At 48.8% G+C, this 1856-nt stretch carries 1 protein-coding gene; it reads left to right on the forward strand.

The features are described from left to right. Positions 1–1856, forward strand: a 1856-nt coding sequence (locus tag ACFEL9_RS26005) for a hypothetical protein (RefSeq protein ID WP_385896303.1), incomplete at both ends; no start/stop codon positions are given.

The raw sequence follows: 1856 nt of genomic DNA on the forward strand, positions 1-1856 counted from the left end.
GTGGTCACCACCAGTGATGATTATACCCATTCTTATACCACGGTCAATGGTTGCGATTCCGTTGTCACGGCGCATATCACTATCAATACCGCTGCTGCATCCGAGTTCACGGCTGCTGCCTGCTTAAGCTATACACTGCCATGGGGTGATGTGGTCACTGCCAGTGATGATTATACCCATACTTATACCACGGTCAATGGTTGCGATTCGGTTGTTACAGCGCATATCACCATCAACAGTGCTGCTGCATCCGAGTTCACGGCTGCTGCCTGCTTAAGCTATACACTGCCATGGGGTGATGTGGTCACCACCAGTGATGATTATACCCATTCTTATACCACGGTCAATGGTTGCGATTCCGTTGTCACGGCGCATATTACTATCAATACCGCTGTTGCATCCGAATTTACGGCTGCTGCCTGTTTAAGCTATACACTGCCATGGGGTGATGTGGTCACCACCAGTGATGATTATACCCATACCTATACCACGGTCAATGGTTGCGATTCCGTTGTCACAGCGCATATCACTATCAATACCGCTGCTGCATCCGAGTTCACGGCTGCTGCCTGCTTAAGCTATACACTGCCATGGGGTGATGTAGTGACGACCAGTGATGATTATACCCATACATATACCACGGTCAATGGTTGCGATTCGGTTGTTACAGCGCATATCACCATCAACAGTGCTGCTGCATCCGAGTTCACGGCTGCTGCCTGCTTAAGCTATACACTGCCATGGGGTGATGTGGTCACCACCAGTGATGATTATACCCATACCTATCAAACTATTACTGGTTGCGATTCTATAGTAACAGCGCATATCACTATCAACAGTGCTGCTGCATCCGAGTTCACGGCTGCTGCCTGCTTAAGCTATACACTGCCATGGGGTGATGTGGTGACTACCACCAATGATTATATCCATACTTATCAAACCATCAATGGTTGCGACTCCGTTGTGACAGCGCATATCACCATCAACACGGCTGCGGCTTCCGAGTTCACGGCTGCCGCCTGCTTAAGCTATACACTGCCGTGGGGTGAAGTGGTGACCAGCACCAATGATTATACACATACTTATCAAACCATCAATGGTTGTGACTCGGTGGTTACTGCGCATATCACCATCAACACGGCTGCGGCTTCCGAGTTCACCGATGCCGCCTGCTTAAGCTATACGCTGCCGTGGGGTGAAGTGGTGACTACCACCAATGATTATATCCATACTTATCAAACCATCAATGGTTGTGACTCCGTTGTGACAGCCCATATCACCATCAACAGTGCTGCGACCGGTGAAGAAACAATTACCATCTGCGAAGCAGCATTGCCATACAGCTGGAATGGTCTGTCGGTAACAACAGCCGGTGATCATATTGCAACATTAACAAGCACTGCCGGTTGTGATTCGGTTGTTACACTGCATTTGATCCTCAATCCTGCTGTAACAGGTGAAGAGACCATTACCATTTGCGAAGCCGCATTACCATACAGCTGGAACAATCTTTCTATCACATCAGCCGGTGATCATATTGCAACACTCACCAGTGTTGCCGGTTGTGATTCGGTTGTTACACTGCATTTGATCGTCAATCCTGCGGTAATAGGTGAAGAGACGATCACCATTTGCGAAGCAGCATTGCCATACAGCTGGAATGGTCTGTCGGTAACAACAGCCGGTGATCATATTGCGACATTAACAAGCACGGCCGGTTGTGATTCCGTCGTCACACTGCATTTGATTGTTAACCCTGCTGTAACAGATGAAGAGACGATCACCATCTGCGAAGCAGCATTGCCATACAGCTGGAATGGCCAGTCCATCACTACTGCCGGTGAGCATACTGCTAC

It is taken from the genome of Terrimonas alba, assembly GCF_042434975.1.
GTDB lineage: Bacteria > Bacteroidota > Bacteroidia > Chitinophagales > Chitinophagaceae > Terrimonas_B > Terrimonas_B alba.